This window comes from Aeromonas sp. R9-2 (assembly GCF_040908025.1).
In the GTDB taxonomy this organism is placed as follows: Bacteria; Pseudomonadota; Gammaproteobacteria; order Enterobacterales; family Aeromonadaceae; genus Aeromonas; species Aeromonas veronii.
The window spans coordinates 19,548-43,377 of sequence record NZ_JBFOCX010000013.1; the positions used below are offsets into that span (position 1 = coordinate 19,548).

A 23,830-nucleotide genomic window follows, 5' to 3' on the forward strand; every position below is an offset into this window, starting at 1 on the left:
GGGAATTTGTTAATCGAATTCTCACGTATATAAGAAATGAGTAACGAATATATTTCGAGGGATGTGGCATGAGACTTATAAAGAATGTCGAAATAGGATACTTTAGGTCAATTTATAAGGAGTCGATAGATTGCGATTCTGATTTAAATATAGTTTTTGGCCGAAATGACTCAGGCAAAAGCAATGTCCTACGCGCACTAAATTTATTCTTTAATGCTCAGACAAATCCAGGGAAAGTTTTTGATTTTGCTATGGACTTATGTCAGGCAAGACGAGTTGAGGCAGGCAGTAAAAAAGATGCAAGAAAGTTTGTTTATATTAAACTGACATTTAACTCTCCCTCAGGATGGACGAAGTCTCTCGGCAGCACATTTTATGTCAAAAAGATATGGTCATTACAAAAGCAAGTTGAGCCGGGAATTGAAACATCAATAAAAGAACAAGGTAAAAAGCAATACCTGACAAGGTTTCTTAATAAAATAAAATTTCATTATGTTCCTGCAATTAAAGACAGGCGTATATTTGAAGAATTACTTAGAAATGTGTATCGTGTTGTTGCCGACAATGGTGAGTTGACAAATTCACTTTTACCATTCTCTAATGCTGTGAAAACAGCGACTGGCTCATTGAGCTCAAGCGTGAGAACGGCATTAAATATATCAAGTATAATCTCTCCGCCAACCGATCTAACGGACTTATTCAAGTCGCTAGACTTTGAAATAGCAGATGAAACAGGAGATAAGTACTCTCTTACTCTGCAAAGAGGTGATGGAATACAGGTTCGGCATATACCTGAGATACTATCTTTTTTGTCTAAAAACTTAAGTGAGGATTATCATGTTTGGGGTTTTGAGGAGCCCGAGAACTCTTTAGAACTTATTAATGTCATTCAAGAGTCAAAGGCTTTTCTTCGTTACTCTTCAGAGCCAAACATTCAAGTGTTTCTTACAAGTCACAGCCCGGCATTTTTTAATCTTGAACATGCTACTGTGTCTCGCTTTTTTACAAAAAGAGAGCATTATGAAGAAACTAAAAGAGAGGTGACAAGGATTGTTAAAATTACCTCAGATTATTCTCCACATGAGTTAATGGGAGAGTTACCTCATTTGTCAGTGTTCAGCTCTTATTTGGCCCAAGCAGAGAAAACAGTACAGGAATATCAAAGGAGTATCACTTTTCTTAGGAAGGAGATAGAAGCATCTAAAGTGCCCACATTATTTGTGGAGGGTACAAGTGATGCAACTGTATTTAAGAAGGCTTGGGAGATGAAGTATGGGCACATTGAGCTTAATATCATCTCATGTGGTGGTACTGATAATATGATGGCTTTGTCTAAGCCAGGGCAAGTATTGACATCAATTTCAAAATCAGACTATGTTTTTGCTTTGGTTGATAATGATGCGGCAGGTAGAGATATATATAAGAACAAACGGTTAAAGCCCGAGGGCGGTAATTGGTTAAAAGACAGTCGCAATGGAGTCTACTGGTGTAGACTCGCGGTGCATGACGAATTTAAAGCTGCTATGAGTCACTTTGATATTCCAGAAAAAGCTTGGCCTTTAACTCTAGAAAATTCATATAGTATTGAAACTATTCAGAATGCAATCGCTGCTGGTGTATATGGAATAGATAATGAACCATGCACAGAAATATATGATCCGCAAAATAAGCTAATAGATAAATATATTTTGGCGAAAACCAGTGAGCACAAATACTTGCCATACTTAAGTTCTGCAAATAAGGATAAAAAGATACCTTTTGCAAATTGGGTGGCGCAGCAGGCTGATTTAGAACCAAACATTTTAAAGAATTTATATATTGTTTTAGACGCCCTATATCAACAAATATCCTTGTTGGCTACTGAAAACAGTGAGGAGCTTTTGACATCAGATTGCATATGAACTTGTATGTTGGGCTTCCCAAATTCAGCACCAACCTACCGATTGTGTAGGTTGGTGCTGAGCGTAGCGAAGCCCAACGTTTATCCTGAAATCTCTTTTTCTTTCCCCTTATCCCCGACCCCTTCTCCTCCTTTTTTAATCAATGGGAGAAGGGAGCAATGCCGTTACCGCTGTCCGATTACGCTTCGCTAATCGAACCTACACGGCTGGCGAGCATATTTCCGGTACCGCTTTATCCCCTCTCCCTCAGGGAGAGGGTCAGGGTGAGGGGAGCGGGTTGGCACAATATGCTGCACTTGGTCACCCCTCTTGCGCCGCCCGATTATTCCATCCCCCAAATGACTGAATCGTGAGTTAAATCCGGTAAATGGGGCGCGCTTGAGCCACACTTATGGCCACCCTGACTCAGCCTGCGCCGTGAGTGGCCGATAACCGGGGAAACGGTGGTGCGGTGGGGTTCTGGCTGACAGTTCTGTTGCAATATGCCAAGGTAGCGCCTCAAGACAACAGCGCGATTCCCCGTGGTGGCGCGGGGCGGAAGAACAAGGATAACTGCTATGGTGCAGGACAGTGACACGATCAGGATCTCGGATGTCAGCGAGGCCGTGGTGCATGGCATTCTGGAGGTGACCAGCGATGGCATCTGGGATTGGCATGCCAATACCGGTTTTGTCTATCGTAACCCCGGCTGGTACCGGATGCTGGGTTACGAGCCTCACTCCCTCGGCAATACCGTCTTCACCTGGGAGAACGTGATCCACCCCGACGATCTGGCGGCGGTGATGGCGAAGTTCGATCTCTGCCTGAGCGGCAGCGCCCATGAGTATCGTGCCGAGTACCGTTGCCGCTGTCGGGATGGCAGTTACCTCTGGATTGAGGATTGCGGCCGCATCATTGAGCGCAATCCCGATGGCTCTGTGGCGCGGATGATCGGCGCTCATCGCGATATCCACGCCAGCAAGTTGTTGCTGGAGCAGCTGGAGCGGCGCAATCAGTCGCTGGAGCAGCAGGTTGCCGAGCGCACCGCCGAGCTGGTGCGACTCAACGAGGCGCTGCAACAGAAAGCCGAGGAGAACCGTCTGCTGGCAGAGACCGATGCCCTGACCGGCGCCGCCAGCCGCTATCGGCTGGAGCGGGCATTGCAGCTGGAGTGCGAGCGGGCGCGACGCTTCCATCAGCCGTTTACGGTGATCGCCATGGATGTGGACAACTTCAAGCAGATCAACGACAGCTATGGCCACAATGCTGGGGATCAGACCCTGATCAACATAGTGGCGCTGGTGCGCCGCCATATCCGCGAGATCGATCTGCTGGCCCGCTGGGGCGGTGACGAGTTTATGGTGCTGCTGCCCAACACCGGCCGCGAGGATGCGCTGGTGGTGGCGAGCAAGTTTCAGGCATTGATGGCGAGCGAGCCCATCTGCCCACACGCTCCCGCTACCATGAGCTTCGGGTTGGCGGAGTATCAGCAGGATGAGCAGAAGGAGAGCCTGATGGTGCGCGCCGATCGGGCGCTCTATCAGGCCAAGCAACTGGGTAAAGACCAGATCTGCTAACGCGCAGGGTACGGAAAAAGAGCAGTAAAAAGGGCCGCAGGTTTGAAACCTGCGGCCCTTTTGCATTGTTACTGACGCGGCGCGACTTAGAAGTGGTAACGCAGACCCAGCTTGAAGGTATCCAGAGAGTAGTGCTCGTCACCCAGGCTCAGGGCGTCGAACTGGCGCTCGTAACCGATACCGGCAGAGAAGTGGTCGTTGAAGGCGTAGTCCAGACCTACTTCCAGATTGGGGTGTACCTTGCTCTTGGTTGCGCTCTTGCTTACCTGATCGCTGAAACCGAGGAAGGTGGCGTTGCCGACAACTTCCAATTCGGTGCGGGTGTAGGCGATACCCGGTTTGGCATAAGCGCTGAAGCCCCAGGCCAGCGGCTGGCTCAGCTTGGCGGCCAGGCTGATGCTGCGGGTTTCGATGGTGGTGTCGGCAAAGCCGCTTGCAATCGGGGAGGTTACCCAGGTCAGCTGATCCATCTGTTGGGCGTGCAAGCCACCTTCAACCGCCAGCCAGGGTTTGAAGCTGTAACCCACGATCAGGCTGCCGCCGTCGAGCTGGTCGTCGATCACTTTGGCGTCATAGGCGTCTTTGGCAGCACCATCGAGATCCATCTTGGAGGTAGTCAGATCCAGACCTGCATACCAGCCTTCGGCATGGGCGCCGCCATTCATGGCCAGAGCAAGCAGGGAGAAAGCGGCAATTTTATTAAACTTGTTCATGGATAAATAACCTTGTGTTGCGTGAACTGCGTGTGATTTATATTGCTCAATCCATGAAGTTTTTTATATTTCCGTCATTGCTCTGCTTTCACAGAGGGGCCGCAGTATAGTCAGCACATTTCTGAATAACAAGAGAGTGATTTCCCCATTCTTCTAAATATGACTGGCTGCAAGCAGGGGCATTTTGTTTAATAAATGGTGTTATTAGAGTTTTAGCTTTATTGAGGTTTAAATAATTAACTGGTGAGGCAAATGACAGACTGAGAGTTTGGTTTTGATTCTATGTGATTGATTTGTAACGGCATTAAGTTTTCATTCGAGTATAGCCGTGATGAGTTGTCTAAAAATTGGCATCTCAGATGTCACTCACAGGCGTCAGGCTCTTTTCGATGATTTTTTGAACGCCTCTCAAGGTGAAACCGTGAGAAAAAAATCTATCTTTTTGCCTGTTTTTTGCTCTTTTTGAGGTTTGGGATTGTTCCCATTGAGGGTTTTGGTGGTCTTTTGAGGCTGTTTTTACGTGGGCCATGTTGCCCATCAGATACGCGAATGGGCGCTTGTGGGTGGCTTTTCTCTTCACCCGGCCGCAGTTGTTGGGGTGGGCATGAGGCGTGATAAGCAGATATGGGTCGTGCGGTCCGATTAATTTTGTTTGCTTATATATACAAGCTATTTAAAAGATAGGTTTTTGGATTTTTAAATAACTTTATTATATTCGTTTTTATATTGGCTTAAGCTTTCCAAGCAAGCCATTTAAATATATTGAATGGCAATGAAACGCTATTGATGATCGTTTAGGATACCTTGCCAGAGCGGTCGTGGTGGTTGGCGCATCAGTAGGCGGCGGGTGGCCGGTGACACTTCCCCTTGCCGGGGCCCTTGACCTGACCTGCGAATTCAGGGAAAAGAAAAGGGCGGTGCTATCGGCGCCGCCCAATGCCAGGAAAGAGAAAAAACCTTACGGTTTAAAAGATAAAAATTTGGAAGCAAACAATCGATTTCTCAACCAGGAAGGGTCTTGAATTCGATACGTTTCGATTATGCGCGATGTTCTATGCAGCACTAGCAAAATGTTTGCGGGTTGAAAGATATGCACTGTCTGGTGTCAGATTTTGCGCCCTCATCGTTCAACTGGTCTGTCCTGATTGATGTTGTAGGCGATTTTTTCTCTAGGCTGTTTTTTCGGTGTCAATATCTGAGCCTTGAAGGTAAAAACAGGTCAGAAGCTGACTCGGCATAACCATGCAATGAAAGTGCGATAACAAGGAAGAGTGGCATGACCTACAGCCAGACCCTGGCCAACAATATTCTCGACACCCTGAAGAAGACCCTGACCGACAAGGGGATCCGCTATCAGACCCTGGCAGAAGCCATGGGTGTCTCCATCGCGACCGTGAAACGGATGATGAACAAGCCCTCGCTGCCGTTCGATACTCTGCTGGAGATCTGCCATCTGGTGGGGCTCTCGTTCGAGGAGTTGCTGGATCGCACTCAGGACGCCCAGAGCCGCCGCGCCGTCTTCACTCAGGAGCAGGACGAGGCGTTTCACAACGAGCCGGGGCTCTACGCCTTTCTCGCCAATATCTTCTGGCGCGACAAGACGCTGATCGATCTCAAGCGGGAGTACGGCCTGACCGATGCCTCCTGCTACCTCTATCTGCGCAAGCTGGAGAAGCTCGGCATTTTGCAGCTCGGTATCGACAACAGTTACCACTTCCTCATCAGCGAGCGGATCAGCTTCGAGCAGCACAGCCGTTTCGCCCGTCAGCAGGCACGGCAGGCAATGTCGGTGCTGGGGGAGTATCTGGTGGAGAACATGCACAAGTCGAACAACTATATGGCGCTCTGTCAGCTGCACCTCAACGAGGGGGAGGCGATGGCGCTGATCGACCGGATGAAGGAGTACTGGCATCAGGAGATCAAGCTCAACCGCCCCGCCATCGGCCAGCAGGAGCACGCCAAGACCTACACCATGTCGCTGCAACTGGCCGACTGCGGCTACCAGAGCTTCGACGACATGATCCCCAATATCGACAACTGATCCCGGCGGATCCTGCGGGATCCGCTCTGTTGGCTGGAGTCTAATCGGCGACCCAGGTTTGTTGCAGCTTGCCTGCGGGCGGCTGCAATGCTCGCGTATCCAGACAAATGCGGATGGCATCCGGCCGCCAGTGCTCGATATCGCAATCCACCAGACCACCCCGCTCGTCGTAATTGACCCGCACCAGCCGCAGTACCGCGCTCCCCTCCGCCAGATTGAGGGCGCGGGCGATGGCGCCGCGCGCCGCCGAGGGGGTGATCTCGAGACTCGCCCCGCCCTGGCCTATGCCATAGCGCTGCTGATAGAGCTCGGTGAGGGAGTTGGCCAGCGGCGCGCTGGCGATATCGGGAAAGCGACTCGCCAGCAGATGGTGGCTGACGTGGAGCACAGGGCGGCCGTCGATCAGGCGCAGGCGGCGAATTTCATACAGCGGCGTAAAAGGATCCAGCCCCATCCAGCGGCAGAGCTCGCTGCTGGCGAGCTCGCTGCCGTGGGCCAGCACCCGGGTTTCGGCGGTGCGCTGCTGCTCGCCGATCCACTGGTGAAAGTGGGTGTGGATGGCGGGATCGTAGGTGAGGCGGGGCGGCGCAACGAACCAGCCACGCCGCTCGGCCCGGTAGATAAGGCCATCCGCTTCGAGGCTGGAGAGCGCCTCCTTGATAGTGATGCGGGTGGTAGAGAAACGCTCGCTCAGGGCCCGTTCGGCGGGCAACTGCTGCCCGGCCCCCAATTGGCCGCTGCCGATATAGCGGCGCAGGGTCTGGCAAATCTGTTCACACTTGGAGGAGGAGCGGCCATCGGCCATGCTCTGTTCGTTCACTCTCTGCTCACTCAATCTCGGCTCGGTCACACTCTTGTCCCTGTTGCTTATTCAGAAGGCGGGTGGCTGGCCAATCCCTTACTGGAATAGTCCAGTCTCACTCGGGTTCAGAGTTGTAACTGTTGTGGATGACAGCGCCATGACAGGGTGATTGTCATCAAACTGCCATTAAAGCGCCCCGCCACCGTCACAATTCCCCTCTAGCATCCCTCTCGAACCTTAACTGACCTAGTCCAGAGGGATGGGATGATGAAAAGCGTGATCGCAAGTGCACTGGCCATGGTGGCCATCAGCCAACCGTTGTTTGCCACAAATAGCTATGCAGCCGAAAATATCGCGGATCTCGAAAAGGCCGCCCGTGGCGAAGGCCAGCTCCACAGCATCGGCATGCCCGACAGCTGGGCCAACTGGAAGGATACCTGGCAGCAGCTGGGCAGCATCTACGGCATCAAGCATCAGGATACCGACATGAGCTCGGCGCAGGAGATCGCCAAGTTCGCCGCCGAGAAGGCCAATGCCACCGCCGATATCGGCGACGTGGGCGGCGCCTTCGGTCCGGTTGCGGTCAAGCAGGGTGTTACCCAGCCCTACAAACCCTCCACCTGGGCCGATATTCCCAACTGGGCCAAGGACGCCGACGGTCACTGGATGCTGGCCTATACCGGCACCATCGCCTTCCTGATCAACAAGGATCTGGTCAAGGCCGCCCCCACCAGCTGGCAATCCCTGCTGGGTGGCGACTACAAGGTGACCCTGGGTGATGTGGGCGTAGCCTCCCAGGCCAACAACGGCGTGCTGGCGGCGGCCTATGCCACCGGCGGTAGCGAGAAGAATCTGAAACCTGCTCTGGAGCTGTTCGGTCAGCTGGCCAAGCAGGGCCGCCTCTCCCTGAACGATCCCACCATCGCCAATATCGAGAAGGGCGAGGTGGAAGTAGGGGTGCTGTGGGACTTCAACGCCCTCAACTACCGCGACCAGATCGACCCCAAGAAGTTTGATGTGGTGATCCCGAGTGACGGCTCCGTCATTGCCGGTTACACCACCATCATCAACAAGTGGGCCAAGAACCCCAACGCCGCCAAACTGGCGCGGGAATACATCCTCTCCGATGCCGGTCAAATCAACCTGGCCCGCGGCTACGCCCGTCCGATCCGCAGCAACGTGACTCTGCCGGATGACGTGAAGGCCAAGCTGCTGCCAGCCGAGCAGTACGCCAATGCCAAGCCGGTGCAGGATCACGCCGCCTGGGAGCAGAGCTCCAAAGCCCTGCCGCGCCAATGGCAAGAAACCGTCATGATCAACATGCAGTAAGGGAATCCAGTGCAACACAAGGTGATAGTGGTACTTGTGGATGGTCTGGCAGCCGAGGTAGCCCACACCATGGGCTACCTCGGTGGCATGGTGGAGGCGGGGCGGGGCCTGCATACGACCCTGAATGCTGCCCTGCCGTCTCTCTCCCGACCCCTCTACGAGTGCATCCTGACCGGCGTGCCGCCGGTGGTGAGCGGCATCACCCACAACGGGGTGAGTCGCCTCAGTCTGCATGACTCCATCTTCCATCTGGCCCGCGCCGCGGGCAAACGCACCGCAGCGGCGGCCTACCATTGGGTGAGCGAACTCTACAACCGCAGCCCTTGGCTGGCTGCCCGTGATCGCTTTACTCACGACGAGCAGTTGCCTATTCAGCACGGCTGCTTCTACTGGGATGACCACTACCCCGACAGCCATCTGCTGATGGATGGGGAATGGCTGCGCAGCCAGTACGACCCCGATTTTCTGCTGCTCCACCCGATGGGGGTGGACGATGCGGGCCACAAGTTTGGCCTCGATTCCCGCCAGTACCGCAATCAGGCGCGCCGCATGGACAGCTTGCTGGCCGATCTGCTGCCCCAGTGGCTGGCGGAGGGGTATCAGGTGGTGATCACCTCGGATCACGGCATGAACAACGACCAGAGCCACGGCGGCACCCTGCCCGAAGAGCGCACCGTGCCACTCTGGCTGTTTGGCGATGCCTTTATCGAGCGCTGGCCGGATGGGGTGGTGATCGCCCAGACCCAGCTCTGCGCCCTGATGGCGGATCTGCTGGGCATCCCCCACGACAAGCCGGCAGCGCCACCATTGCTCAAGGCGGCCTTTATGCGCGAGGTACACTGATGATGCCTGCAACCACCGAGATCCTCGTGGATCAACCCGTGGCCACCAAGCACAGGGTGCGCCGCCACTGGCTGCCCGCGCTGGTGCTGCTGCCGTTTATCCTCTTGATGATCCTGTTCCAGCTCGCTCCCATGGTGTGGGTGCTGGTGGGCAGTTTCCAGACCCCGGATGGCTGGGGCATCGACTACTACCGGGAGATTTTGAGCTCCCCCTTCTACCTGCAATCGTTCGGCAACTCGTTACGCATCGCCGGTATCGCCAGTCTGGCGGGGCTTGCCATCGGCACCCTCGGGGCGGCAGCGCTACGTCACAGCGGTGAGCGGGTCAAGCGGGTGCTGCTGGCCTTCGTCACCATGACCGGCAACTTCAGCGGTGTGCCGTTGGCATTCGCCTTTATCATCATTCTCGGCATCAACGGTGCGGTGACTCTGCTGCTGAAATCCTGGGGGCTGATCGACGGCTTCAACCTCTACTCGGGCAGTGGCCTTATCCTCATCTACACCTACTTCCAGATCCCGCTCGCCTTGCTGCTGCTCTATCCGGCCTTCGATGCGCTGCAGGATGAGTGGCCGCAAGCGGCCGCGCTGCTCGGCGCAAGCAAGGGGCAGTATGTGTGGCACGTGGCGCTGCCGGTGCTAACGCCTGCGCTGCTCGGCACCCTGATCATCCTGTTTGCCAACGCGGTGGGGGCCTATGCCTCCGCCTATGCCCTCACCACCGGCAACTTCAATCTGGTGACCATCCGGGTGGCCAGTCTGGTCTCCGGCGACATCTTCCTCGAACCCAATATGGCGGCGGCGCTGGCGGTGATCCTGATGGTGCTGCTGGGAGTGGTGACGGCCGCCAACCAGTGGTTGCTGAAAAAGAGCTATGTGAACAAGGGGCAATCCCATGCATGATTTGACGCCGCGCTGGCCCAAGTGGGTGCTGGGTGGGCTGGTCGCCACCCTGCTGCTGCCGCTGCTGGCCACGTTTCTCTACTCAATCTCCACTCGCTGGGGGGCGACCCTGCTGCCGGACGGCTTCACCCTCGACTGGTATCTCAAGCTGTGGGGCGATCCGCGCTTTCTGGCGGCGTTTGGTCGCAGCCTCCTGGTCTGCTTCGCCACTCTGCTGCTGGGCACCCTGGTGCTGGTACCGACAGTGCTGGTGGTGGCCTACTACTTCCCAAAGCTGGATCCCTGGATGAACCTGCTGATCCTGCTCCCCTTCGCGGTGCCACCTGTGGTCTCGTCAGTGGGGCTGCTGCAGATCTACGCCGATGGCGTTCTGCCCATCATCGGCACGCCGTGGATCCTGATCGGCACCTGGTTCACCGTGGTGCTCCCCTTTATGTATCGGGCGCTGGCCAACAGCCTGCAAGGGGTACCGCTCAGGGATTTGATGGATGCTGCCCATCTGCTGGGGGCCAGTAGTCGGCGCGCCTTCCTGCTGGTGGTGATCCCCTGCCTGCGCAAGGGGCTGCTGGCGGCGCTGTTTCTCTCGCTCTCCTTCCTGCTCGGCGAGTTCGTGTTTGCCAACATGCTGGTGGGCACCCGCTACGAGACCCTGCAGGTTTACCTCTACAACATGCGCGCCACTTCGGGCCACTTCACCAGTGCGCTGGTGATGAGCTACTTCCTGCTGACCCTGCTGCTCACCTGGGCAGCCAACAGATTTCATCGGTGATCCAAGATGTTTCATTTAGAAGTCAATCAGTTGCACAAATCCTACGGCGATACGCCGGTGTTCGAGGGGATCGAATTCGGCATTCGCAAGGGGGAGCTGGTGACCCTGCTCGGCCCCTCCGGCTGCGGCAAGTCCACCTTGCTGCGGGCGCTGGCCGGGCTCACCCCGGTGGATGGCGGTCAGGTGCGGGTGGCCGGTGAGGAGATCACCTGGCAGGCGCCCCAGAAGCGGGGCATCGGCATGGTGTTCCAGAGCTATGCGCTGTTCCCCAACATGACGGTGTGGGACAACGTCGCCTTCGGCCTCAAGATGAAACCCCAGCCGGGGCGGGAGCTGGCGGCCAGCGTGCAGGAGGCGCTGGAGCTGGTGGAGCTGACCGGCTTCGAGCGCCGCTATCCGAGCGAACTCTCCGGCGGCCAGCGCCAGCGGGTGGCATTGGCCCGGGCTTTGGTGGTGCAGCCGCGGATCCTGCTGCTGGACGAGCCGCTCTCGGCGCTTGATGCCCGCATCCGCCGCAGCCTGCGCCAGCAGATCCGCGAGATCCAGCAGCGGCTCGAACTCACCACCATCTTCGTGACCCACGATCAGGAGGAGGCGCTCACCATGTCGGATCGGATCTTCCTGATGAACAAGGGATCCATCGTCCAGAGCGGCACGCCGGAGGAGATCTACACCCGTCCCGCCAGCGAGTTTGTGGCGAGCTTTATCGGCAACTACAACCTGCTCGGCGCAGAGCAGGGCAAGTCGCTGTTCGGCCCCCGTTTTCAGGGCAAGCTGGCGCTGCGGCCGGAGTCCATCACCCTGCTGCCCGCCGGGGCGGCCAGCAGCGAGCCCAGCCTGCCCGGCATCGTTCGCCAGCAGCAGCTGCTCGGCAACGTCATCCGCTATCAGGTGGAGTGCGAGGCGGGGCTGTTGACGGTGGATTGCCTCAACCGTTCGGCTGGCGATCTGCTGGCCACCGGCAGTGCCGTGACCCTGGCGGTGGCCCGGGATCAACTCTGTGAGGTAGCATGAGGCCGCATTTCATTTCCATTTTCACTGCGAGGAGCGCCCATGGCACTGGCACTGTTTGATCTGGACGAGACCCTGATTGCGGGGGATTCCGCCAGCCTCTGGCTGGAGTACATGGTGGCCGAGGAGCTGGCGCCCGCCAGCATGATCGCGGAGGAGCAGGCCATGATGTCCCTCTACCATCAGGGCAAGATGGATATGCACCAGTACATGGCCTTCACCCTGCAACCGCTGGCGGGCAAGACGCGCCAATGGCTCGACTCGCTCTCTACCCGCTTTGCCGAGCAGGTGCTGCGCGAGCGCCTCTACCCCGAGGGGTTGGCGCGCATCGAATGGCATCGGGAGCGGGGAGACGACCTGGTGCTCATCTCCGCCTCCGGCGAGCATCTGGTGGCGCCCATGGCGAAGATGCTGGGGATGGATCACTGCGTCGCCATTTTGCTCGATGAGGAGGAGGGGATGCTGACCGGCCAGACCCGTGGCACCCTCAGCTTTCGCGAGGGCAAGGTGGCCCGCATCAACCAGCTGTTTGCCGGCAGGGACCACCTCTGGCAGGGGAGCTTTGGCTACAGCGACTCCCATAACGATCTGCCCATGCTGCGGGCGGTGAGCCATCCCCATGCGGTCAATCCTGCCCCCGCGCTGCGCCAGCAAGCCGAGGAGCTGGGTTGGCCGGTGTGGGAGTGGCAGCGCTGAGTCGTGCGTCACACAGGCTTAACGTGCGGCAAGAAGCACGAAAAACAAAGAGAGAGGCAGGAGCCTCTCTCTTTGTTTTTACTGACGACGTTGTGGTTGATGCTGGCCGCTGTGGCTACCCCTCGTTGGTTTGTTGCTGAGGCTCGCCAAAGGCGGGCACTTCCTCCTCGGCACTCTGGTGAGGGGTGTGGCGCAGCGGGAAACAGATACGGTTTTTCCCCTCCCGCTTGGCTTGATAGACCCCCTTGTCGGCCAGTTCCACCAGCTCTTTGGCCGAGAGCCCGGAGCGGCTGAAAGCCACCCCGCCGCTGATGGTGATGGTGAGATCGGGTTCGCGCCACTCCAGCTGCTCCACCCCGAGCCGGAACGCTTCCAGCAGTGAGGGAAGCATCGGCTGCTCTTCGCCGTAACGGAAGATCAGCACCAGCTCCTCGCCGCCATAGCGGCAGAACCAGCCCCACTCGTGGAACAGATTCATGCCCAGCTTGCTCACCCGCTTGAGCACCACATCCCCTGCCTGATGGCCATGGGTATCGTTGACCCGCTTGAAATCATCCAGATCGAACATCACCACCCCGAAGGGAGCGCCACTGTTGAGCTGCTTCTGCAGGCACTCGTCGAAGAAGCGACGATTGTAGAGCCCGGTGAGTTTGTCCTGATGGGCTTGCAGGCGGATCTGGGCAAAGTCCTGGCTGGCGGCATCCATCTCTTCATAGACCTTGGCCAGCTCCAGCATACGGCGGCCGTTGTAGGCGATACCGCCGGAGCGGCTGGCGCGGATCAGCAGAGTGATCTCCCCCAGCATCCGGCGGAAGTAACGGGACCAGAGCAGGGCCAGCAGCAGATAGAGGATGCAGGCGACGGCAATCATCAGCTGCACGTTGATGGAGACGCTGTCGATCACCTGCTGCATGCTGGCAGTCGGCTCGACGCTGAGCAGGATCCAGCGCTGCTCGGGGATGCGGTAGTAGGAGACCATCGTGCCGCTGGCATCATCGAGGAAAAAGCCCTGCGGCTGTTGCATCCGGGCCAGCCAGTCGGGGTGGGTGAGGGGTTTGAATACCCGTTCACGATCCGGATGGGCCAGCACCAGCCCGTCATGGTTGAGCAGGATCTGATAGCCATTGCCCAGATGGTGACTCTGATCATGCCGACTGTTTAGCCAGTTGGCGAGGGGGGTGAGTTGGGTATCCAGCGAGAGCACGCCAACCCGCTTGCCGTCAGGATCTTCAATCACCCTGGCCAGCGCCATGGTGAGAGTGCCCAAGGTGTAGTCGTAATAAGGATCGGTCCAGACAATCTGTCCGGGATGGCTGGATGCCAGCAGATACCAGGGGCGGGTTCTGGGATCGAACTTCTCGTCGGCCTGCCAGGAGGGGTGGATCAGCATCTTGCGATGCTCGGTACCCACGTAGACGTAATCGAGCTCCATCACCTTGTGATAGGCCTGCCACTGTTGCAGGTAGCGCTCGCCGTTGCGGATCTCCGGGCCGCTGAAATCCTGATAATTTACCTGCTGATAAATGAGCGTAAACTGGCGTTTGAGGGTCGCCAGATAGGGTTCGATCAGGGTATGGAAATACTGGGTGTTGCGAGCAATCAGATATTGTTGCTGCTCGTGGCGCAGGGTGCGCTCCATATGCAGGTAGTAGATGCTGCCGAGCAGCAACACAGGGATAAAGAGCAAGAGGAGGCCCAGCCGCATGCGGGTGATCAAAGACCAAGTGTTCTTGGGTTTGGTGGGGGACATGAACGGATCCTTTTCGTCTCGGGTGACACCAGCATATATGATGCGGTGCGGCTCGTCTAAAGGCAGAAAATGAGATGTTTCCGATGCTGAACCACACTCTGCTCTCAATGATTCATTATGGCAGCATAGCGGTGCTAATCCTTGCCCTCTGTGTCGAGTATCTGATCTTCCGGCGCGGCCTGAACATGCTGCGAGTGCGCCGCCTGCTGCTGGCAGATGGGGTGGCTGCGCTGGCGCTCTTCTCCATCTTTGCCACCGGGTGTCTGCTGGCCCTCGAGCATGCCAGCTCGGTGGCAGAGATCTTTGCCTATCCTGCCCACGGCCTCAAGATGGGGCTGTTTCTGCTAATTGTCGGCTCCCTCGTTTATCCCAGCCGCCTCTTCTATCGCTGGCGTCGTGCCCTGCGTCTGGGCAAGGCGCCGATGATCTCCATCCAGCAGCACTTCCGGGTGGTGTGGATCCTGCGGGGCAATCTGCTACTGATTGCCCTGTTGGCCGTGTTCACCAAGCCCTCGCTGCTGTAACACTCGCGGTGCTCAAAAGCAGTGCGATGCAGAGCGTGGAGAGCGAGAGCGCAGACAAAGAGTGGAGACAAGAGGATAGGGAGGCGGGTATCTTGGATCGGATAACCCGTCACGCGCCGATTTAAGGAAGAATCGCCATGCGCTCCAATCTGATGTTGCTGATGGCTGCCACCATCTGGGGTATGGGCTTTGTCGCCCAGCGCCTCGGGATGGATCACATGGGGCCCTATACCTTCAATGGCCTGCGCTTTCTGCTCGGCGCCCTCTCCCTGCTGCCGCTGCTCTGGTGGCTCAAATCCCGACAACCTGTTGCCGTCGCGGGCGACCATCGCCAGCTGCTGATCGGTGGTGTGCTGGCCGGGCTGGTGCTGTTCTGTGCCGCCTCCCTGCAGCAGGTGGGGCTGCTCTATACCACTGCCGCCAAGGCCGGTTTTATCACCGGGCTCTACATCATTCTGGTGCCGGTACTGGGGCTACTGCTGCGCCACAAGAGTGGTCTCAATACCTGGATCGGCGCCGTCATTGCGCTGGCCGGTCTCTATGTACTGAGCGTCACCGACGAGTTCACTATCGGCTTTGGCGATCTGTTGCAGGTAGTCGGTGCTCTCTTCTGGGCCGTTCACCTGCTGCTGGTGGATCACTACTCCAACCGTGTTGCTCCCATCAAGCTGGCCGGAGTGCAGTTCGTAGTCTGCGGCCTGCTTAGCCTTGCCACTGCTTTTGTTATTGAAACTCCGACTGTTAGCGGCGCTGTGGCCGGTTGGCAGGCGCTGCTCTATGCCGGATTGGTATCGGTCGGGGTGGGTTATACCCTGCAGGTGGTGGGGCAGCGGGGCGCCCATCCTGCCCATGCCGCCATCATCCTCAGTCTGGAGACCGTCTTTGCCGCCGTGGGGGGCGTGTTGCTGTTGGGTGAGACGTTGGATGAGCGGGCCATTGCCGGTTGCGCCCTGATGCTGGCGGGGATGCTGATCTCCCAGATCCGCTTGAGATGGTGGTGGAAGTCGCGCCGGGACAAGGTGCCCGCGACCAAGTAAACCGCAGCCCGCTGCATAACAAAAACGCCCCGACAGTCGGGGCGTTTTGCATGATGGCGATTCGGATCAGGGGCGCTGATCCAGCTCGCGCTCCAGCTCTACCGCCTTCTGACGGGCCGGATGGGTATTGAGGAGTTCCCAATAGGCTTGCAGATGCGGGAAGTGTGCCAGCTGGCCGCTTTGCGCCAGCAGATCCACCAGGAAGGAGTTCATGATGTCGGCGCCGGAGAGGCGATCCCCCACCAGATAGTGGCGACTCGCCAGTACCTCATTGAGGTAGCCCAGCACCTTGGCACACTCCGCCTTGGCGTAGTCCGGCAGGAAGCGCATCGGGCTGCCATCCTTGCGCACGAACATGTCGAGCAGCAGCGGCAGAATGCCCGAGCTCTCGGCAAAGTGGAGCCACTGCAGATATTCGGGATACTCCGGGCTATCTGGTGCCGGTGCCAGCCGATCGGCAGCATAGCGGGCGATCAGGTACTCGGTGATGGCCCCCGATTCCGCCAGCACCCGGCCGTCGAACTCGATGACCGGCGACTTGCCGAGGGGGTGGATGGCCTTGAGCTCGGGCGGCGCCAGAAAGGTGGCGGCATCGCGCTGGTAAGCCTTGATCTCATAGGGCAGGCCCAGCTCTTCGAGCAGCCAGATGATGCGCTGGGAGCGGGATTTGTTCAGGTGGTGCAGGACTATCATAACGACCTCGATTCGGTGGCAGGAAAGTGTGTACGAACGGGCGAGGGGGGCGGTTCACCGATGGCTAAAAAAGAGCGGGCTGATGCCCGCTCCCTCGTTGACTGACTCAGGCCTCCAGCGCCTGATCCAGATCCGCCAGAATGTCCTCGATCGCCTCGATCCCCACCGACAGCCGGATCATCTCCGGTTTCACCCCAGCCTTGGCCTGCTCCTCCTCGCTCAACTGGCGATGGGTGGTGGAGGCGGGGTGGCAGGCCAGCGACTTGGCATCGCCGATGTTGACCAGCCGCTTGAAGATCTTGAGCGCATCGTAGAAGCGCACGCCCGCCTCGTAACCATCCTTCAGACCGAACGAGAGGATGGCCGAGGGGCGACCGGCCATGTACTTCTCTGCCAGCAGATAGTGGGGATGACCCGGCAGACCGGCGTAGCTGACCCAGGCCACCTTGGGGTGATGCTTGAGGTGGTGGGCGACCCGCAGAGCGTTATCCACGTGGCGCTCCATGCGCAGGCTCAGGGTCTCCAGCCCTTGCAGCAGCAGGAAGGCGTTCATCGGCGCCAGCGCCGCGCCGGTATTGCGCAGCGGCACGGTACGCACCCGCCCGATAAAGGCGGCCGGGCCAAAGGCCTCGGTGTAGACCACCCCGTGGTAGGAGGGCTCGGGTTTGGTCAGCTGGGGGAAGCGCTCGGCGTGATCCGCCCAGGGGAACTTGCCCGAGTCGACCACCACGCCGCCCAGCGAGTTGCCGTGGCCGCCGACATATTTGGTCAGGCTGTGCACCACGATATCGGCGCCATGTTCGATGGGCTTGCAGAGCACCGGGGTGGCGACTGTGTTGTCGACGATGAGCGGCACGCCACGGGCGTGGGCGGCCTTGGCCAGCGCGGCCAGATCGACGATGTTGCCCGCCGGGTTGCCGATGCTCTCGCAGTAGACTGCCTTGGTCTTGTCGTCGATGAGGGCGGCGATGGCTTCGGCGCTGTCATCCTTGGCGAAGCGCACCTCGACCCCGAAACTCGGCAGCATGTGGGCGAACAAGGTGTAGGTGCCGCCATAGAGCTGGGGCGTGGAGACAATGTTGTCACCGGCGGCGGTCAGCGCCTGAATGGCGTAGGTGATGGCGGCGGAACCTGCCGAGACCACCAGCGCGGCGATCCCCCCTTCCAGTGCGGCCATCCGCTGCTCCAGCACATCGTTGGTGGGGTTCATGATGCGGGTGTAGATATTGCCCGGCACCGCCAGATTGAACAGATCCGCCCCGTGCTGGGCGCTCTCGAACTCGTAGGCCACCGTCTGGTAGATGGGCACGGCGACCGCCTTGGTGGTGGGGTCGTTGGAAAAGCCGTGGTGCAGGGCCAGGGTCGCATCTTTCATCACACACTCCTTGTTGGATGTTGCTTATGGCAGTTATAGATGGATAGACGTCCAATCTATCAGGCCCGTGGCCGATGTAAACAGCAAGTTCCGGCAAAGCAATGTCGCCCGCAGGGGACGCGTGTCCCGAGTGGTTGGTATGGCCCGCACTCAGAGACGACGGCGATACTCCTTGTCATCGATCTGGTTCATATCCCACTGCATCAGGCGGTTGAGCTGCTGCATGGGATCTTCGATAAGTGGCAGCGGGCGCGGCAGGATCCGCTTGAAGTAACGGCGCAAGGTCTGCTGGATCCGGTTCGGTTTGAGGGGGTTGGCGTGGCTCATGATGGTGTTCCTCTGCTGTGGTTCTCACGTTCGCCAGCAGTATTGAGCTAAAATACGGAAGTAAAAACTGATGACTTATAGCAACAGGATTTCCTCTTTTATGCCGACCGGTCGCCTCTACCAGCAATTTCAACGACTCGCCCAGCTGCTTGGCAGCGACGAGCGGGAGATCAGCCTCGCCGAGGTGGCGGATCTGCTCTGCTGCACCCCACGCAACGCCCGTCTGCTGCTGCGGCGGATGCAGGATCAGGGCTGGCTCAGCTGGTCGGCGGAAGCAGGGCGGGGGCGGCGCTCCCGGCTCACCTTGCTCGACAGTCAGGAGAGCCTGACCCGGCGCCGCTTGCGGGATCTGCTCAGTCAGGGCCAGCTGGCACAGGCGGTGCGGCTGGCCGAAGATCGCCTCGATCTGCTCACTCCGTTGCTGATAGAGCAGCTCGGTCAGGCCACCCGCGAGGGGCGCCAGATCCTGCGGGTGCCCTACTACCGGCCGCTGCCGCAGTTGCTGCCCACCGGCCCGATGCGCCGCTCCGAAATTCACCTGAGCCGCCAGATCTTCAACGGCCTCACCCGGCGAAATGAGGAAAATGGGGAAATCGAAGGGGATCTGGCCCACCACTGGGAGTGTCTAGGCCCCTGTCACTGGCGCTTCTATCTGCGCCCGGCGGTGCGTTTTCACCACGGTCGCGAGCTGGTGGTGGAAGATGTGATGGAGAGTCTGCTGGCCCTGCGGGATCGCCCGCTGTTCGCCCATCTGGATCGGCTGGAGAGCCCCTGGCCGCGCACCCTGGATCTCTATCTCGACAGCCCGGATCCCTGGCTGCCCCACCTGCTGGCGGAGCCGGTGGCGACCATTTTGCCGCGAGAGCTCAAGGGGGAGGCGGGCTTTGCCCTGCGACCTGTGGGCACCGGCCCTTACCGGGTGGCTGTGAACGATCCCCTGCATCTTTGCCTTGCGGCGTTTGACGACTACTTCGGCCTGCGCGCCCTGCTCGACGAGATCGACATCTGGATGCTACCGGAATTGGCGGAGCGGCTGGAGACCCACCTGCAGCTGGGGCGCGACAGCCCTGAGCTCGGTACCATGCGCGGCGAATCGGAGCTGGAGTCGGGCTGCTACTTCCTGCTGCAGGACGATCGTTCCGGATCCTTGCAGGATCCCGCCCTGCGCCAGTGGCTGGGCCAGCTGCTCAATCCGGTGGCTCTGATGGGGCGGGTCGCCCCCGAGTTGCAACGGGGCTGGACCAGCGCCCTCGGCCTGCTGCCCCACTGGCGCGAAGCACTGCCCGCCCCCTTGCCCACACCGGCGCAGTTGCCGACGACCTTGGTGCTGGCCTGTTTCAACCAGCATCTGGAGTTCAACGAGTGCGCCAACGCCATGAGCAGCCTGCTGGCAGAGCAGGGGATCCGGCTCGAGGTGCGCACCCTCGATTATGGCCGCTGGGTGAGTGGCGAGGATGAAGACGTGGATCTCTGGCTCGGCACCCTCAACCTCGAACATGCTGGCCCCTTTGCCCCCTACGCCTGGTTGCAGGGCACCCCGTTGCTGCGCAAGGTGTGGAGCAGTCAGCATGAGTTGTGGCAAGGGTTGATGCAGTGGCGCGCCAGCGGTGAGGAGCCCGGCCCCCGCGCCCTGCTGGCAACTGTGCAGCAGCAGAGCTGGTTTGTGCCGCTGTTTCACCACTGGCTGGAGCTGGAGAGCCGGGTCGGCGTGCACGGGGTGCGGATGACGGCGCTCGGCTGGTTCGATTTTCGCAGCGCCTGGCTGCGGCCCGAGCCGACCCATCAACCCGCAGAGGCGCCATAGTTCGTCCAATTTCTGTCGCGGCTGACGAGTGCTCCGTGGCCGCTTGCGTGAAAGATCCGTAAATCGGCCGCTGCTGCACAGTTTGTGTCACGCCTCTGTGCCATGCTGTTTCAGGTTATGGACAGCAGAGCAAATGAGGAAAACGATGAGCAACAATTCAGACAGTTCCGCAGGAAAATGCCCGGTCATGCACGGGGGAACCACCTCCGTCGAGACGTCCAGAATGGAGTGGTGGCCGAAGAGCCTCAACCTCGACATTCTTCACCAACACGATACCAAGACCAATCCGCTGGGGGCCGGTTTCAACTATCGGCAAGCCTTGAAGGGGCTCGATATGGCGGCCCTCAAGCAGGATGTGACCGCCCTGATGACCGACAGTCAGGAGTGGTGGCCCGCCGACTGGGGCCACTACGGCGGCCTGATGATCCGCATGGCCTGGCACTCGGCCGGGACTTACCGCATCGCCGATGGCCGCGGCGGTGGCGGCAGCGGCAACCAGCGTTTTGCCCCCCTCAACTCCTGGCCGGATAACGCCAACCTCGACAAGGCCCGCCGCCTGCTGTGGCCCATCAAGAAGAAGTACGGCAACAAGATCAGCTGGGCCGACCTGATCATTCTGGCGGGCACTGTGGCTTATGAGTCCATGGGGCTCAAGACCTTCGGTTTCGCCTTTGGCCGCGAGGATATCTGGCACCCGGAGAAGGATATCTACTGGGGGTCGGAGAAAGAGTGGCTAGCGCCCAGCGGCAAGCCGGGTGGTCGTTACTCCGGTGAGCGGGATCTGGAAAACCCGCTGGCGGCGGTGATGATGGGGCTTATCTACGTCAACCCGGAAGGGGTGGATGGCCAGCCCGATCCCCTGAAAACCGCGCAAGATATGCGAGTCACCTTCGCCCGCATGGCGATGGATGATGAAGAGACGGTGGCGCTGACCGCCGGTGGTCACACAGTCGGCAAGGCCCACGGCAACGGCGATGCCAAACAGCTTGGGCCCGAGCCGGAAGGGGCCAGCCTCGAGGAGCAGGGGCTGGGCTGGATCAATCACCACAGCCGCGGCATCGGCCGCAACACTGTGACCAGTGGCATCGAAGGGGCCTGGACCACCCACCCGACCCAATGGGACAACGGCTACTTCGAGCTGCTGTTCAAGTACGACTGGTGGTTGCAAAAATCTCCGGCGGGGGCCCATCAGTGGGAACCGATCAATATCGCCGAAGAGGATATGCCGGTGGATGTGGAGGATCCGTCGATCCGCTGCAAACCCATGATGACGGATGCCGACATGGCGCTCAAATTCGACCCCGAGTATCGCAAGATTGCCGAGCGCTTCCGCGATGACCCGGCGGCCTTCTCCGACGCCTTTGCCCGCGCCTGGTTCAAGCTGACCCACAGGGATATGGGGCCGAAGAGCCGCTATGTCGGCCCCTATGTGCCGACAGAAGATCTGATCTGGCAGGATCCGGTGCCAGCCGGACGTGCCGATTATGACGTGGCAGCGGTGAAGGCCAGGATTGCCGCCAGCGGCCTCTCCATCAGCGAGCGGGTGAGTACCGCCTGGGATAGTGCCCGTACCTTCCGAGGCTCCGACAAGCGGGGCGGTGCCAACGGCGCCCGCATCCGGCTGGCGCCGCAGAAGGATTGGCCGGGCAATGAACCGGCGCGGCTGGCGAAGGTGCTGGCGGTCTATGACAAGCTGGCGGCCGAGTGTGGCGTCAGCGTCGCGGATCTCATCGTGCTGGGGGGCAACCTAGCCATCGAGCAGGCTGCCCAGGCTGCCGGAGTGACGGTGAGCGTGCCGTTTGCGCCGGGCCGGGGGGACGCCACTCAGGCCCAGACCGATGTGGCCTCGTTCGAGGTGCTGGAGCCGTTGGCCGATGGCTTCCGTAACTGGCTCAAGCAGGACTATGTGGTGACTGCGGAGGAGCTGCTGCTGGATCGCGCCCAGCTGATGGGGCTCACCGCCTGCGAGATGACGGCGCTGGTCGGCGGGATGCGGGTGCTCGGCACCAACCACGGCTGTACCGGGCACGGGGTCTTTACCGACCGGGTCGGGGTGCTCAGCAACGACTTCTTCGTCAACCTGACCGACATGGGCTACCAGTGGCTGCCGAAAGCGAGCAATCTCTACGAGATCCGCGATCGCCGCAGCGGCGCGCTGAAGTGGACGGCCACTCGGGTGGATCTGGTGTTCGGCTCCAACTCGGTGCTGCGCGCCTATGCCGAGGTCTATGCCCAGGATGACAACAAGGAGAAGTTTGTCTGTGACTTCATCACCGCCTGGAACAAGGTGATGAATGCGGATCGCTTCGATCTGCTCGGCTAGTCCCCAAGCCGTTTGGTTATCTGCACCAGCCCCGCACAGCCAAGATGTGCGGGGCTTTTTACTGCCCGCTTTTCTGTGCAGCCCTACAATCCGCCGCGCTGCGACACCCGCTGGCCGGTATCGCAGGGCCGCTGGCATCCCTGTGCTTGGGCCAGCAGTATCATGTAACATGCTGATCCGCTGGTGATGCCCGGCTGCCACCCCATTGGCCACTGATGTCCCATGAACGGACAAGGACAGAAACAAAGAGACAAGGAGTCAACTCATGCTGGAAATGCAGATCCAACCCCGCTTTCAGGAGACGGATGCCCTCGGCCATATCAACAATACGGTGCCGGCGGTCTGGTTCGAATCGGCGCGGGATCCCCTGTTCCGGATCTTCTCCCCCGATCTGGATGTGCATAACTGGCACCTGATCATCGCGGGCTATACGGTGCAGTTCAAACGGGAGCTGTTCTACGGCCAGCCGGTCACCATCAAGACCGGCGTGCGCCGCATCGGCACCAGCTCCTTTACGGTTTGGCAGGAGGCCTGGCAGGGCGGCGAACTGGCCGTCACCGCCGAAACGACCCTGATCCATTTTGACTACCGGGCCCGCCAATCCCTGCCCCTGAGCGATGCTCACCGGGAGGGGCTGCGGGCCTGGCTGACAGAGAGTTAACCACGGGCCGGATGGCCCATCACAGGAGTGCTATGTACAACTCAATGCGTAACACAGCGATCGCGCTGACCCTGGGATTCTGCTCCCTCCCTTCTCTGGCCGCTTCTCTCGCCGAGCAGTTTACCCTGATGGATAAGGGGGCCGAGAGCGCCCTCGATACCCGTCAATTCAGCCATGACGGCGTCGATATCAAGGCCTGGATCGATGGCGCCCCCGTCATCATCGCTGTGCCCATCATGAACGAGCTGGGCAAGCTGGAAGGGGAGAGCCGCTACTACTTCAAGGGCGGCAAGCTGTTCGGGATCAAAGAGCCCGCCGCCCAGTTTGCCTTTGATGACAGCGGCAAGCTGACCCAATGGCTGGACGAGAAGGGCCAGCCTGCCGAGTTCGTCAGCAAGATGAGCATGCAGCAGCGTCAGGAGTGGCTCACCAAGCGAGCCGCCGAGCTGAGCAAGCTGTTTGTGGTGAGCGCGGCCGAACAGAAGGCGGCCAAGGGTGGCGTCAAGCTGAAGGGGGCGGAGCTCGCTCACTGGCTCTGCAACGGCAAACTGATGGATCTCGCCCACGGCGACAAGGTGATCTTCGAGCAGGATAAGCTGAAGATTGGCGAGCAGGGGATCGAAGGGGAGGTCTCCCTGCGTCAGGATAAGGGGTGGCAGGAGCTGAGCCTCAAGTGCGAGGTGCAGGGCACTCAGGTAACCCGCCTCACCTGGCAGCCGCTGCCGGGTGCCAACAAGCCGCAATAAGCGCAATAGCAAGGGGGCCCATCACGGGCC

General features: G+C 59.1%; 21 protein-coding genes. 15 read left to right on the forward strand and 6 right to left on the reverse strand.

The genetic code is table 11. The features are described 5' to 3' along the window. The first annotated feature begins 68 nt into the window (after window positions 1-68). Together AB5Y71_RS03470 and AB5Y71_RS03475 are read left to right on the forward strand one after the other, a co-directional pair. Window positions 69-1,901 (forward strand): ATP-dependent endonuclease, encoded by a 1,833-nt coding sequence (locus tag AB5Y71_RS03470; protein ID WP_236367774.1) that lies wholly within the window; start codon window positions 69-71, stop codon window positions 1,899-1,901. A 557-nt stretch (window positions 1,902-2,458) separates the two neighbouring features. Further along, a complete protein-coding gene (locus AB5Y71_RS03475) occupies window positions 2,459-3,457 on the forward strand; it encodes a sensor domain-containing diguanylate cyclase (protein WP_058057085.1) in 999 nt (332 codons plus the stop codon). Window positions 3,458-3,543: 86 nt separating this feature from the next. Here the strand turns inward: AB5Y71_RS03475 and AB5Y71_RS03480 are convergent, their stop codons facing one another. Next, window positions 3,544-4,170: a porin family protein gene (locus AB5Y71_RS03480; protein ID WP_021231774.1), complete on the reverse strand. Its 627-nt coding sequence runs from the start codon at window positions 4,168-4,170 to the stop codon at window positions 3,544-3,546. A 1,276-nt stretch (window positions 4,171-5,446) separates the two neighbouring features. Here AB5Y71_RS03480 and AB5Y71_RS03485 point away from each other — a divergent pair. Further along, window positions 5,447-6,211, forward strand: coding sequence for a helix-turn-helix transcriptional regulator (locus AB5Y71_RS03485; protein ID WP_005336490.1), 765 nt, complete (start codon window positions 5,447-5,449; stop codon window positions 6,209-6,211). A gap of 40 nt (window positions 6,212-6,251) precedes the next feature. Here AB5Y71_RS03485 and AB5Y71_RS03490 read toward each other — a convergent pair whose 3' ends face one another. After that, window positions 6,252-7,082 carry a UTRA domain-containing protein gene (locus AB5Y71_RS03490; RefSeq protein ID WP_368171104.1) on the reverse strand — a complete coding sequence of 277 codons (831 nt, stop codon included), beginning with the start codon at window positions 7,080-7,082 and terminating at the stop codon, window positions 6,252-6,254. Between the two features lie 198 nt (window positions 7,083-7,280). Between AB5Y71_RS03490 and AB5Y71_RS03495 the strand changes: the two genes are divergently transcribed. Genes AB5Y71_RS03495 through AB5Y71_RS03520 form a run of 6 tightly spaced genes read left to right on the forward strand, consistent with a single transcriptional unit; the run spans window position 7,281 to window position 12,560 of the window. After that, window positions 7,281-8,342, forward strand: coding sequence for an ABC transporter substrate-binding protein (locus AB5Y71_RS03495; RefSeq protein ID WP_005355254.1), 1,062 nt, complete (start codon window positions 7,281-7,283; stop codon window positions 8,340-8,342). Between the two features lie 9 nt (window positions 8,343-8,351). After that, the gene (locus tag AB5Y71_RS03500; protein WP_201902384.1) at window positions 8,352-9,185 is read left to right on the forward strand and encodes an alkaline phosphatase family protein; all 834 of its coding nucleotides are present in this window, start codon (window positions 8,352-8,354) and stop codon (window positions 9,183-9,185) included. Continuing rightward, window positions 9,185-10,084: an ABC transporter permease subunit gene (locus AB5Y71_RS03505; RefSeq protein ID WP_159142691.1), complete on the forward strand. Its 900-nt coding sequence runs from the start codon at window positions 9,185-9,187 to the stop codon at window positions 10,082-10,084. Before AB5Y71_RS03500 ends, AB5Y71_RS03505 begins: the two co-directional genes overlap by 1 nt. Beyond that, complete coding sequence (locus tag AB5Y71_RS03510; RefSeq protein WP_005355251.1) at window positions 10,077-10,853, forward strand: ABC transporter permease; 777 nt, start codon at window positions 10,077-10,079, stop codon at window positions 10,851-10,853. The genes AB5Y71_RS03505 and AB5Y71_RS03510 overlap by 8 nt, the downstream gene beginning before the upstream one ends. Before the next feature lie 6 nt (window positions 10,854-10,859). After that, window positions 10,860-11,867 (forward strand): ABC transporter ATP-binding protein, encoded by a 1,008-nt coding sequence (locus AB5Y71_RS03515; protein WP_368171010.1) that lies wholly within the window; start codon window positions 10,860-10,862, stop codon window positions 11,865-11,867. A gap of 39 nt (window positions 11,868-11,906) precedes the next feature. Next, complete coding sequence (locus AB5Y71_RS03520; protein WP_019445452.1) at window positions 11,907-12,560, forward strand: HAD family phosphatase; 654 nt, start codon at window positions 11,907-11,909, stop codon at window positions 12,558-12,560. Window positions 12,561-12,675: 115 nt separating this feature from the next. Here the strand turns inward: AB5Y71_RS03520 and AB5Y71_RS03525 are convergent, their stop codons facing one another. Next, a complete protein-coding gene (locus AB5Y71_RS03525) occupies window positions 12,676-14,310 on the reverse strand; it encodes a diguanylate cyclase (protein WP_368171011.1) in 1,635 nt (544 codons plus the stop codon). 83 nt (window positions 14,311-14,393) lie between these two features. Between AB5Y71_RS03525 and AB5Y71_RS03530 the strand changes: the two genes are divergently transcribed. Both AB5Y71_RS03530 and AB5Y71_RS03535 read left to right on the forward strand, forming a co-directional pair. Then, window positions 14,394-14,834, forward strand: coding sequence for a DUF2214 family protein (locus tag AB5Y71_RS03530; RefSeq protein WP_042081219.1), 441 nt, complete (start codon window positions 14,394-14,396; stop codon window positions 14,832-14,834). A gap of 137 nt (window positions 14,835-14,971) precedes the next feature. Continuing rightward, window positions 14,972-15,871, forward strand: a complete 900-nt coding sequence (locus tag AB5Y71_RS03535; protein WP_005356804.1) for a DMT family transporter — start codon at window positions 14,972-14,974, stop codon at window positions 15,869-15,871. Window positions 15,872-15,937: 66 nt separating this feature from the next. Here AB5Y71_RS03535 and AB5Y71_RS03540 read toward each other — a convergent pair whose 3' ends face one another. The 3 genes from AB5Y71_RS03540 to AB5Y71_RS03550 all read right to left on the reverse strand — a co-directional run bounded on the left by AB5Y71_RS03540 (window position 15,938) and on the right by AB5Y71_RS03550 (window position 18,266). Continuing rightward, a complete protein-coding gene (locus AB5Y71_RS03540; RefSeq protein ID WP_368171012.1) occupies window positions 15,938-16,564 on the reverse strand; it encodes a glutathione S-transferase family protein in 627 nt (208 codons plus the stop codon). Between the two features lie 106 nt (window positions 16,565-16,670). Next, window positions 16,671-17,939, reverse strand: a complete 1,269-nt coding sequence (locus AB5Y71_RS03545) for an O-acetylhomoserine aminocarboxypropyltransferase/cysteine synthase family protein (protein ID WP_005355241.1) — start codon at window positions 17,937-17,939, stop codon at window positions 16,671-16,673. A gap of 150 nt (window positions 17,940-18,089) precedes the next feature. Next, window positions 18,090-18,266, reverse strand: a complete 177-nt coding sequence (locus tag AB5Y71_RS03550; RefSeq protein WP_005336463.1) for a hypothetical protein — start codon at window positions 18,264-18,266, stop codon at window positions 18,090-18,092. Window positions 18,267-18,366: 100 nt separating this feature from the next. Between AB5Y71_RS03550 and sgrR the strand changes: the two genes are divergently transcribed. The 4 genes from sgrR (at window position 18,367) to AB5Y71_RS03570 (ending at window position 23,800) form a co-directional block, all read left to right on the forward strand. Then, window positions 18,367-20,070 (forward strand): HTH-type transcriptional regulator SgrR, encoded by a 1,704-nt coding sequence (gene sgrR / locus AB5Y71_RS03555; RefSeq protein ID WP_368171013.1) that lies wholly within the window; start codon window positions 18,367-18,369, stop codon window positions 20,068-20,070. 145 nt (window positions 20,071-20,215) lie between these two features. Further along, window positions 20,216-22,393, forward strand: a complete 2,178-nt coding sequence (gene katG, locus AB5Y71_RS03560; protein ID WP_368171014.1) for a catalase/peroxidase HPI — start codon at window positions 20,216-20,218, stop codon at window positions 22,391-22,393. Window positions 22,394-22,658: 265 nt separating this feature from the next. Further along, window positions 22,659-23,054, forward strand: a complete 396-nt coding sequence (locus AB5Y71_RS03565; RefSeq protein WP_005336457.1) for a thioesterase family protein — start codon at window positions 22,659-22,661, stop codon at window positions 23,052-23,054. 44 nt (window positions 23,055-23,098) lie between these two features. Beyond that, the gene (locus AB5Y71_RS03570) at window positions 23,099-23,800 is read left to right on the forward strand and encodes a hypothetical protein (protein WP_368171105.1); all 702 of its coding nucleotides are present in this window, start codon (window positions 23,099-23,101) and stop codon (window positions 23,798-23,800) included. The last annotated feature ends 30 nt before the right edge of the window (window positions 23,801-23,830 follow it).

What these genes read in the sequence shown, in the direction of transcription:
- AB5Y71_RS03535 (WP_005356804.1), top strand. Translation starts at nt 14,972, where the DNA reads ATGCGCTCCAATCTGATGTTGCTGATGGCTGCCACCATCTGGGGTATG.
- AB5Y71_RS03565 (WP_005336457.1), top strand. Translation starts at nt 22,659, where the DNA reads ATGCTGGAAATGCAGATCCAACCCCGCTTTCAGGAGACGGATGCCCTC.
- AB5Y71_RS03545 (WP_005355241.1), bottom strand. Translation starts at nt 17,939, where the DNA reads ATGAAAGATGCGACCCTGGCCCTGCACCACGGCTTTTCCAACGACCCC.
- AB5Y71_RS03570 (WP_368171105.1), top strand. Translation starts at nt 23,099, where the DNA reads ATGCGTAACACAGCGATCGCGCTGACCCTGGGATTCTGCTCCCTCCCT.
- AB5Y71_RS03525 (WP_368171011.1), bottom strand. Translation starts at nt 14,310, where the DNA reads ATGTCCCCCACCAAACCCAAGAACACTTGGTCTTTGATCACCCGCATG.
- AB5Y71_RS03515 (WP_368171010.1), top strand. Translation starts at nt 10,860, where the DNA reads ATGTTTCATTTAGAAGTCAATCAGTTGCACAAATCCTACGGCGATACG.
- AB5Y71_RS03480 (WP_021231774.1), bottom strand. Translation starts at nt 4,170, where the DNA reads ATGAACAAGTTTAATAAAATTGCCGCTTTCTCCCTGCTTGCTCTGGCC.
- AB5Y71_RS03505 (WP_159142691.1), top strand. Translation starts at nt 9,185, where the DNA reads ATGATGCCTGCAACCACCGAGATCCTCGTGGATCAACCCGTGGCCACC.
- katG (WP_368171014.1), top strand. Translation starts at nt 20,216, where the DNA reads ATGAGCAACAATTCAGACAGTTCCGCAGGAAAATGCCCGGTCATGCAC.
- AB5Y71_RS03495 (WP_005355254.1), top strand. Translation starts at nt 7,281, where the DNA reads ATGAAAAGCGTGATCGCAAGTGCACTGGCCATGGTGGCCATCAGCCAA.
- AB5Y71_RS03530 (WP_042081219.1), top strand. Translation starts at nt 14,394, where the DNA reads ATGCTGAACCACACTCTGCTCTCAATGATTCATTATGGCAGCATAGCG.
- AB5Y71_RS03475 (WP_058057085.1), top strand. Translation starts at nt 2,459, where the DNA reads ATGGTGCAGGACAGTGACACGATCAGGATCTCGGATGTCAGCGAGGCC.
- AB5Y71_RS03540 (WP_368171012.1), bottom strand. Translation starts at nt 16,564, where the DNA reads ATGATAGTCCTGCACCACCTGAACAAATCCCGCTCCCAGCGCATCATC.
- sgrR (WP_368171013.1), top strand. Translation starts at nt 18,367, where the DNA reads ATGCCGACCGGTCGCCTCTACCAGCAATTTCAACGACTCGCCCAGCTG.
- AB5Y71_RS03510 (WP_005355251.1), top strand. Translation starts at nt 10,077, where the DNA reads ATGCATGATTTGACGCCGCGCTGGCCCAAGTGGGTGCTGGGTGGGCTG.
- AB5Y71_RS03520 (WP_019445452.1), top strand. Translation starts at nt 11,907, where the DNA reads ATGGCACTGGCACTGTTTGATCTGGACGAGACCCTGATTGCGGGGGAT.
- AB5Y71_RS03550 (WP_005336463.1), bottom strand. Translation starts at nt 18,266, where the DNA reads ATGAGCCACGCCAACCCCCTCAAACCGAACCGGATCCAGCAGACCTTG.
- AB5Y71_RS03470 (WP_236367774.1), top strand. Translation starts at nt 69, where the DNA reads ATGAGACTTATAAAGAATGTCGAAATAGGATACTTTAGGTCAATTTAT.
- AB5Y71_RS03485 (WP_005336490.1), top strand. Translation starts at nt 5,447, where the DNA reads ATGACCTACAGCCAGACCCTGGCCAACAATATTCTCGACACCCTGAAG.